The organism is Pseudomonas sp. P5_B2 (assembly GCF_056400445.1).
Genome location: NZ_JBFULH010000426.1, coordinates 1 through 3,580 on the forward strand (window position 1 = coordinate 1; position 3,580 = coordinate 3,580).

Sequence of the window (3,580 nt, forward strand, 5' to 3'; positions counted from 1 at the left end):
GCTGTGTGGTGGCGCGTATAATACTGATTTTTAAGGACTATTCAACACCTAATTTGAAATAAATCAAAAATAAGGTGTTGGGTCACTGATTCCGGCCGCCGCGAAGCCTTCTGCACGCAGTCTGCAGCTGTCGCATTTGCCGCAAGCACGGCCCTGATCGTCTGCTTGATAGCAGGAAACCGTCAACCCGTAATTGACGCCAAGCTTCACGCCCGCCTCGACGATCTGCGCTTTGCTCAGGTTCTGCAGAGGCGCCTGGATACGGAAGCCATTGCCCTCTACACCAGCCTTGGTGGCCAGATTGGCCATGCGCTCGAAGGACTCGATGAACTCGGGACGGCAGTCCGGGTACCCGGAGTAATCCACCGCGTTGACACCAATAAAGATGTCACGCGCACCGAGCACTTCGGCCCAGCCCAACGCCAGTGACAGGAACACCGTATTGCGCGCCGGCACGTAAGTCACTGGAATGCCCTCCCCCAGCTCCTCCGGGATGTCGATGCTGCTGTCAGTCAGCGCAGAACCGCCCATACCGTTCAGGTTCAACCCGATCACCTTGTGCTCGACCACACCCAGGTCACGGGCAACGCGTGCAGCGGCGTGCAGCTCTGCTTGAGAGCGCTGACCGTAGTCGAAGCTCATGGTGTAGCAGCTGTAGCCTTCGGCACGAGCCATGGCCACGACGGTCGCCGAATCCAGGCCGCCGGAGAGCAGGATGACCGCACGTTTTTCAGCTGTGTTCAGTTGTTCCGTCATTTCAGCGCCCCGGCTCGTCATTCCAAAGATATTTATGCAGCTGCAATTGCAGACGCACTGGCAGGTTGTCCGCCACCACCCAATCCGCCAGGTCCCGAGCATTCAGGTCATGGTGACTTGGCGAGAACAGGACTTCGCCGGCGCGCCGATCAAGACCGTACTGGATCAGCTTGGACACGGCCCAGTCGTAGTCTTCCCGCGAACAGATGACAAACTTCACCTGATCGTTGGGTGTGAGCAGCTCGATATTTTCGTAGCGATTGCGGTGTGCTTCCTTAGAACCCGGGGTTTTCAGGTCGACAACGCGACTGACCCGAGAATCTACTGCCGAGATGTCAAGCGAACCACTGGTTTCCAGTGACACTTCGTAACCGGCGTCGCACAACTGCTTGAGCAATGGGATGGCATTAGGCTGGGCCAACGGTTCGCCACCGGTGACACATACATAACGCGGGCGGAAACCGGCCACTTGCTCGAGGATGTCGTCGAGCGGGCGAATGGTGCCGCCAGTGAACGCGTAGGCGCTGTCGCAATATTGGCAACGCAATGGGCAACCGGTCAGGCGCACAAATACTGTGGGCAGCCCGGCAGTCCGCGTTTCACCCTGCAACGAGTAAAAAACTTCGGTAATTCTCAATGTGTCTTGCATAGTCGCCACGGGCATAACAGCTAAACAGGCTGTCCGCCTCCGTCAGGCACTTCAAGGAACCCCGCCACCGCGCAGATCCCGAAAAGCGTGTTTCATAAAAAGGGGGTGAATTCTAACGAAAAAACCCGCGGCAAGCGCGGGTTTCTTCAAAACAGGCCTGGCAGGCTTACATGCGCTGCAAGTCTCGCTGGGCCAATTGAGCGGCGGAAGTGCCCGGGTATTGCGACACAACCTGCTGCAGAATGCCTTTGACCTTGTCGGTATGACCGAGGCGGCGCTCTACGTCAGCCAGCTTGTACAACGAATCAGGCACTTTTGGGTGCTTGGGATACAACTGCGAAACCTTGGCAAACGCCTGACCCGCACCTTGCAGGTCACCTTTGGCCAGGTTCACTTCGCCCAACCAGTACTGAGCGTTGCCCGCGTATTGGCTGTTCGGGTATTTGCGCAGGAATGCAGCAAAAGCCTGGCTGGCCTTGTCAAAATCCTTGGCTTTGATCAGGTCGAAGGCTGCGTCGTAATACAGCTTTTCCTTCGCCGGATCAGCCGGTTCGCTACCTGCGGCAGGTGCATGAGCGGCAGCCGCTCCTGCACTTGCGCCAGCAGCTGCACCGGGGGCGTTCAAATCACCACCGGTGGAAGAATTTTCAGGAGTCGCGGCAGGTGCAACGCCGGTTCCTATGCGCCGATCAAGATCCTGATATCGCTCCAGGTTCTCTTGCTTCATGCGCGCTACATCATTTTGCAGAACTTCGATCACACCCTGTTGGCGTGAGATCTGCTCCTGCATGGATTGCAGTTGGTTGAACAGCTCACCCTGTGCCGAGACAGGGGTCGCAACCCCTCCCCCGGCATAGGCGCCGTTCGTACCGTAACCCGCAGGCGGATAACTACTCCCGCTATTGTTATAACCGGAGTTGTTATCGACCACAGGAACCGCAGCCCACRCCGCAAGCGGCGCGAGACTGAGAGCCAAGACAGTTACAGCACGACGGCACGTTCGCATGWCGAATTACTTACGCAGTTCGACGCGACGGTTTTGAGCCCAGGACTGCTCGTCGTTGCCGGTAGCAACTGGACGCTCTTCGCCGTAGGAAACCAGTTCCAGCTGAGCTGGGGAAACACCTTGCAGTACCAGGTAGCGTTGAACGGCTTTCGCACGACGCTCGCCCAGTGCCATGTTGTACTCACGAGTACCACGTTCGTCGGTGTTGCCTTCCAGAACAACGCGAGCGCCGTTTGCTTTCAGGTCTTTTGCGTGAACATCCAGAGCGCGCATGGCTTCTGGCTTCAGGTCCGAACTGTCGTATTCGAAGTAGAAGATGGTGATTGCGCGCAGAGCAGCTTCTTCGCTCAGGGAACCATCAACGGCACCAGTGTTTGCGCCGTAACCAGCGTTTGGATCTACTGCGCCTTCACCGGCATTGTCGCCGCCTTTGGACGAGCAACCTACAGCTACAGCCATGGCGAGAGCCAGCGCAGCAAATTTACCAAACTTCAGCATTTCCATCGTGAAACTCCTAATGAACCCCAATGTGTTAAGTACAACGTGTAGCGCCGCGTCAGTTCAGGTAAGGGGACCAGGAAGGTTCTCTGACTTCGCCTTGAGCGGTAGGAAGCGGGAGCCTTACGCGTCCATTAATGGACACGAGCATCAAGACTCCCCGGCCCTGCTGGCGGGTGGCGTAGATTACCATGGTGCCGTTAGGCGCGACAGTAGGCGACTCGTCCAGAGTGCTATCAGTGAGGATCTTTACACTACCGCGTTGCAAATCCTGGGCCGCCACCTTGAAATTGGTGAAGCCGTCCTGGCGGTGAATCATCACCAGGGTCTTTTCATCAGCTGAAAGCTTCGGGTTGGCGTTGTAGTTACCGACGAAGGTCACACGTTCCGCACCACCGCCACTGACGCTGGTTTTGTAGATCTGAGGCTTGCCGCCACGATCGGAGGTGAAGTAGATGGTCGAACCATCCTTACCCCAGAACGGTTCGGTGTTGATGCCGGGACCGTTAGTGACGCGAGTGATCTGACGCGAGCCCAGGTTCATCACGTAGATGTCCGGATTGCCGTCTTTGGACAATACGAAGGCCAGGCGATTGCCATCCGGCGACCAGGCTGGCGCGCCGTTCAGGCCTTCGAAGTTAGTGATCTGCTCGCGGCGACCGGTGTCGATG

4 protein-coding genes and 1 pseudogene are annotated in these 3,580 nt (G+C 57.2%); all 5 read right to left on the reverse strand.

Annotated elements, in window-relative coordinates:
* Nucleotides 1–63: 63 nt before the first annotated feature.
* Nucleotides 64–756 (reverse strand): 7-cyano-7-deazaguanine synthase QueC, encoded by a 693-nt coding sequence (gene queC, locus AC1DRJ_RS21750; protein WP_477803956.1) that lies wholly within the window; start codon nucleotides 754–756, stop codon nucleotides 64–66.
* Nucleotide 757: 1 nt separating this feature from the next.
* Nucleotides 758–1,405, reverse strand: coding sequence for a 7-carboxy-7-deazaguanine synthase QueE (gene queE, locus AC1DRJ_RS21755; protein ID WP_477803957.1), 648 nt, complete (start codon nucleotides 1,403–1,405; stop codon nucleotides 758–760).
* Between the two features lie 166 nt (nucleotides 1,406–1,571).
* Nucleotides 1,572–2,411, reverse strand: coding sequence for a tol-pal system protein YbgF (gene ybgF / locus AC1DRJ_RS21760; RefSeq protein ID WP_477803958.1), 840 nt, complete (start codon nucleotides 2,409–2,411; stop codon nucleotides 1,572–1,574).
* A gap of 6 nt (nucleotides 2,412–2,417) precedes the next feature.
* On the reverse strand, nucleotides 2,418–2,915 hold the full coding sequence (pal, locus tag AC1DRJ_RS21765) for a peptidoglycan-associated lipoprotein Pal (RefSeq protein WP_007945836.1): 498 nt from the start codon (nucleotides 2,913–2,915) through the stop codon (nucleotides 2,418–2,420).
* Between the two features lie 52 nt (nucleotides 2,916–2,967).
* Nucleotides 2,968–3,580, reverse strand: a pseudogene (locus AC1DRJ_RS21770) (Tol-Pal system beta propeller repeat protein TolB); the annotation flags it as partial.